General features: G+C 74.0%; 5 protein-coding genes. 2 read left to right on the top strand and 3 right to left on the bottom strand.

Annotated features, from left to right (window positions below; all coding sequences use genetic code 11):
• Nucleotides 1–1,317: aminotransferase class I/II-fold pyridoxal phosphate-dependent enzyme (locus tag PV721_RS41350; RefSeq protein WP_319733743.1), on the bottom strand; the 1,317-nt coding region annotated here is incomplete at its 3' end.
• A gap of 37 nt (nucleotides 1,318–1,354) precedes the next feature.
• Between PV721_RS41350 and PV721_RS41345 the strand changes: the two genes are divergently transcribed.
• A complete protein-coding gene (locus PV721_RS41345) occupies nucleotides 1,355–2,056 on the top strand; it encodes a pyridoxamine 5'-phosphate oxidase family protein (RefSeq protein ID WP_319733741.1) in 702 nt (233 codons plus the stop codon).
• On the opposite strand, the gene PV721_RS41340 is transcribed toward PV721_RS41345, so the two are convergent.
• Complete coding sequence (locus PV721_RS41340) at nucleotides 2,038–3,000, bottom strand: DMT family transporter (protein WP_319733739.1); 963 nt, start codon at nucleotides 2,998–3,000, stop codon at nucleotides 2,038–2,040. The genes PV721_RS41345 and PV721_RS41340 overlap by 19 nt on opposite strands.
• Before the next feature lie 161 nt (nucleotides 3,001–3,161).
• Nucleotides 3,162–4,136 (bottom strand): EamA family transporter, encoded by a 975-nt coding sequence (locus tag PV721_RS41335; RefSeq protein ID WP_319733737.1) that lies wholly within the window; start codon nucleotides 4,134–4,136, stop codon nucleotides 3,162–3,164.
• A 172-nt stretch (nucleotides 4,137–4,308) separates the two neighbouring features.
• Here PV721_RS41335 and PV721_RS41330 point away from each other — a divergent pair, with 172 nt between their 5' ends.
• Nucleotides 4,309–4,737 (top strand): SRPBCC family protein, encoded by a 429-nt coding sequence (locus tag PV721_RS41330; RefSeq protein WP_319733735.1) that lies wholly within the window; start codon nucleotides 4,309–4,311, stop codon nucleotides 4,735–4,737.
• Nucleotides 4,738–4,763: the final 26 nt, after the last annotated feature.

Below are 4,763 nucleotides of genomic sequence, written 5' to 3'. Positions count from 1 at the left end.
CGCCACCCCCGTACGGACCGCCGCGGCCACGGCGTCCGCCAGGCCCGGCACCTCCGAGACCTCCAGCTGCGACACGGTCAGCCGCACTCCCGGTCCCGCCTCGACCCGGAAGATCGCCCCGGCGGCCACCGCCCATCCGGCGGCGAGCAGCCTCGTGACCACCACCGTCTCGTCGGCCACCGGCACCCACACGTTCAGCCCGCTCCGGCCGTGCGCCCGCACCCCCCGCTCCCGCAGGGCCCCGACCAGGGCGTCCCGCCGCTCCCCGTACGCGCGGGCCACCGCGGCGCGGTCCACGGCGTCCGAGGTCCACAGCTCCACCACCGCGTGCTGGAGCAGCCGGCTCACCCAGCCCGGGCCCAGTCGCTGGCGCCCCCGCACGCGGTCCAGCGTCACCGCGTCGCCCGTGAGCACGGCGAGCCGCAGGTCGGGCCCGTAGGCCTTCGCCGTGGACCGGATCAGCGCCCAGTGCCCGGTCACCCCGGCCAGCGGGTGCAACGGCAGGTCGACGATCCCGTGGCCGTGGTCGTCCTCGATCAGCAGCACCCCGGGGTGGCGCGCCAGCAGTTCCCGCAGCTCCCCCGCCCGCGCCGCGCTCACCGCGGCGCCGGTCGGGTTCTGCGCCCGCGAGGTCACCACCAGCGCCCGGGCCCCGGCGGCGAGCGCCCGGGCCACCGCGTCGGCCCGTGGCCCGTCGTCGTCCACCGCGACCGGCAGCACCCGTAGCCCCAGTGCGGGGACCAGGTCGAGCGAGCCGCCCCAGCCCGGGTCCTCGACCGCCACCGCGTCCCCGGGCCTCAGGTGGGCGACGAGCACCCGTTCCATCGCGTCCAGCGCACCCGAGGTCACCGCCACCGGGCCGGGCGGCACGGCGTCCGCATCGAAGTCCGCCCGGGCGAGCCGGGCCAGGTCCGGCGCGACCGGGTCCGCTCCGTAGAGGGTCGGGGCCTGCGCGTACCGCCGGGCCGCGGCCGCCAGCGCCCCGTCCAGGGCGGGGAGCAGCGACACGTCCGGATTGCCCTCCGCGATGTCGCGCACGCCCGCCGGCACCACCATCCGCAGCGCGTCCCGCGGGGTACTGGAGGGGCGGGGCCGCACCCTGCTCCCCCGCCGCCCGTCGGTTTCGATGACCCCGCGCTCGCGCAGTGTCCTGTAGGCAGCCGCCACGGTGTTGGGGTTGACGCCCAGTTCGCCCGCCAGTTCCCGCATCGGCGGCAGCAGCGATCCGGGTGGCAGCGCGCCCGATGCCACGCCCGCCTCGACGCTGGCCGCGATATCCGCTGTGCCGCGCCCTGTGATCCGATACTCTACTAGCACAAACCACAGTATGCACTAGTGCAATGGAGTCGGCATCATGACCGCCACGCCCGCCACGGAGACGACGACCGAGAGCACCGGGACGACCGGCGCGTACGAGCCCACCGACCGCACGGTCCCCACCCGGTCCCGCGACCGGGCGCGCTACGACCGCGAGACGGTCCACTCGATACTCGACGAGGCCTACATCTGCCACCTCGGCTTCGTCCGCGACGGCGCGCCCGTGGTCCTGCCCACGCTGTTCGCCCGGGTCGGCGAATCGATCTACATGCACGGCTCGACCGGCTCCCGCCCCCTGCTCGCGGCCGGCAAAGCCGATCCGGGCCTGGCCGTCTGCGTGACCGTGACACATGTCGACGGCCTCGTACTGGCCCGCTCGGCCTTCCACCACTCGCTCAACTACCGCTCGGTGGTCGTGCACGGCACCGCCTACCAGGTCACCGACGAGGCGGAGTGCCGGATGGCCCTGGACGCCCTGGTCGACTCCGCCGTGCCGGGCCGCTCCGCGGACATCCGGCCCGCCAACGCCAAGGAACTCGCCGCCACGGCGGTGATCCGCGTGGACCTGACCGAGGTCTCCGCGAAGCTGCGCACCGGCCCGAGCAACGACGACGCCGAGGACCTGGGCCTGCCCCACTGGGCGGGCGTGGTCCCCGTCGCCCCCGCGTTCGGAACGCCGGTGCCCGCCGCGGACCTGGCCCTCGGCATCACCGTTCCGGACTACATCACGGCGCTTTGAGGACTCCGCCGGACGGCGGTGGGCGCGACCTCCGCCGGACGGCGCGATTCCGCCGCGATCAGGGCGCCCACCGCCGTCAGCAGCAGGACGGTGCCCAGCACCACGGCCGCGGTCAGCCGCTCCCCGAGGAGCAGGACGGCGATCACCGCGGCGCTCACCGGCTCGATCAGCATGATCACCGACACGGTGGCGGCCCGCACGGCGGCGGCCCCCGTGAAGTAGAGCGCGTACGCCAGAGCCGTCGGCACGGTGGCCACGTACACCAGCAGCCAGAGCACCCGTCCCAGATCGGCGGTATGCGGCAGCAGACCTTCCACTGCGGCCAGCGGGAGCAGGCACACCGTGCCCACCGCGACCGACCACGCGGTGGTCACCAGCGGGTCCCCGCCGGCGCCGCGCTGCCCGAGCCAGCGGGCCCGCAGGGTCATCGCCGCGTAGCCGGCTGCGGACAGCAGGGCCCAGCCGACGCCGAGCGGCCGCACCTCGCCGCCCCCGCTGCCCAGCACCAGGACGGCGAGCCCCGCGAGCGCCCCGACGACGGCGGCCGCGCCCCCGCGGCCGAGCCGCTCGCCCATCCAGTACCGCGCCCCGACCGCGATGAGCACGGGCCCGGCGCCGAGCGTGACCACGGTGCCCACCGCGAGGCCGGTCTCGCGCACGGCGGCGAAGTACGCGGCCTGGAAGAGGGTGAACAGCAGCCCGGTCCCGATCAGCGAGCCCACCGAGGGCCGCGTCCGTCCCGGCCCGGGACGGGACCCCCGTACGGCGAGCACGCCCAGCAGCACCACGAGCCCGCCCGCGCATCGCCAGAACGACAGGGCGAGCGGACCGAGGTCACTGGCCAGGAAGAGGAGTGAGGCGGCCGCCCCGGCGGTGCCCCAGGCGGCTCCGGCGACGACGAGGTACAGCAGACTGCGCCCGGCAGCGGGCGAATGGTTCGACACGAAAGTCTCCGCGCATGCGTGAAGGATGAAAGAAGCAGGTCATCGCTTCGCGGGCAGCGCGTACCCGCCCGGGAACACCCCGGGCCGGGTCATGGTCGTGGAGGCGCCGCCCGCGCTAGGCGGCGGGAGGCGGAAGCACGGTCGAATGCATGATCGCCACCCTAGGCCGTCGTGGTCTCGCGGTCCAGCAGGGCCGGGCCGCCCACGGCGGGCGGGACCGGGGGGACCGGCGGCGCCGGCCGGGAGGACTGGGCGATGAAGGCCCCGCCCAGCACCAGTGCGCCACCGACGATCTGCCAGGTCGAGAGGTACTCGCCGAGCAGGATCCAGGCCAGCATGGTGGCGACGACGGCCTCCAGGAAGGCCACCACGCCCGCGACCTGCGGCGACAGCCTGCGCACCGAGACCACTCCGGTCAGATAGGCGAAGACGGTCGCGACCAGCACCACCCAGGCGAGCAGCACCGGCGCGGGCATCATGGTGCCGCCCACGGAGGCCTGGCCGCCCAGCACCTGCCAGTCGATCTCCCACGGCCGGGCGATCACGGTCATCACCAGGGCGCCGACGAGCATGCCGTACGCGATCACCCCGAGCGGGTCGGGGGCGTCGTCCCCGTCGGCGCCCTGGTCGGCGAAGACGAAGTAGAAGGCCTGGCAGCAGGCCGCGGCGAGGCCGAAGAGCACGCCGAGCGGGTCCAGGCTCAGCCCGGCCCAGATCTCGACCACGCAGGCCAGGCCCACGACGGCCACGGCCGCGCCGGCGGCCGCGCCCCGCGTCACGGGCTTGCGCTGCACGAAGCGGATGTAGCCGAGCAGCAGCGCCGGGCCCAGGTACTCCAGCAGCAGGGCCACGCCGACCGGGATCCGGGACAGAGAGGCGAAGTAGAAGGCCTGCACACCCGCGACGGCGATCAGCCCGAAGCCGGCGAGCAGCAGGGGTTTGCGCAGGACGAGGTCACGGTGGCGCCAGGCCAGCGGGGACAGCACGAGCGCTGCCCCGGCCACCCTGAGCCAGACCATGTGGAGGGGGTCCAGACCCGCCTCGATCAGCGGCTTCGCCGCAACTCCGGAACCACCGAACGCGAACGCCGAGACGAGGGCGAGGCCCAGTCCGGCGTTTTTCCCTGACGCTTGCATCCCGCCATCATGACAGGGCCGGTCAGCACCGTCACGGCCGTGACACCTGTTGAGACGGAGTCGAGATCACACCCCGAAGGCACACCGCCTTTCTGACAGGTCGTCAGTATTGAATGTTCCGCCCGCCGGGGCTACCTTCCGCCGCACGTACCCGACGAGAAGGGGTGGTCGCATGGCTGAAGTCACCGCGGAATCACGCATCGAGGCGTCCGCCGCAGAGCTCTGGTCCCAGCTCACGGACTGGGACGCGTACAGCCAGTGGAGCATGACCCACACGAACTTCCCCAAGGGCGGACCGGAGACCCTCGCGGTGGGGTCCACCTTCGCCGAGAACATGAAGATGATGGGCTTCCCGGCCGAAGTCCTCTGGACCGTCTCGGAGCTCGAGGACGAGCGCCTCTTCGCCATCACCGGCAAGGGCCCGATGGGCGTAGCCGTCCTCACCCGGTACACCCTGACCCCGGACGGCGGGGCCACCACGGTCCGCATCGACGGAGAGTTCACCGGGGCCGCCGTCTCGCTGATGGCGGGCAAGCTCAAGGACTCGGCCACCGCCGCGCTGAACGAGTCGCTGCGCAAGCTGGCCGCCCTGGTGGCCTGACCCCGCCCGCCCCCACCCCCCTACAC

It is taken from the genome of Streptomyces sp. MB09-01 (assembly GCF_033794505.1).
Classification (GTDB): domain Bacteria; phylum Actinomycetota; class Actinomycetes; order Streptomycetales; family Streptomycetaceae; genus Streptomyces.
The sequence above is the reverse complement of the archived record's forward strand: the minus strand, read 5'-3'. Positions and strand labels throughout refer to the sequence as shown.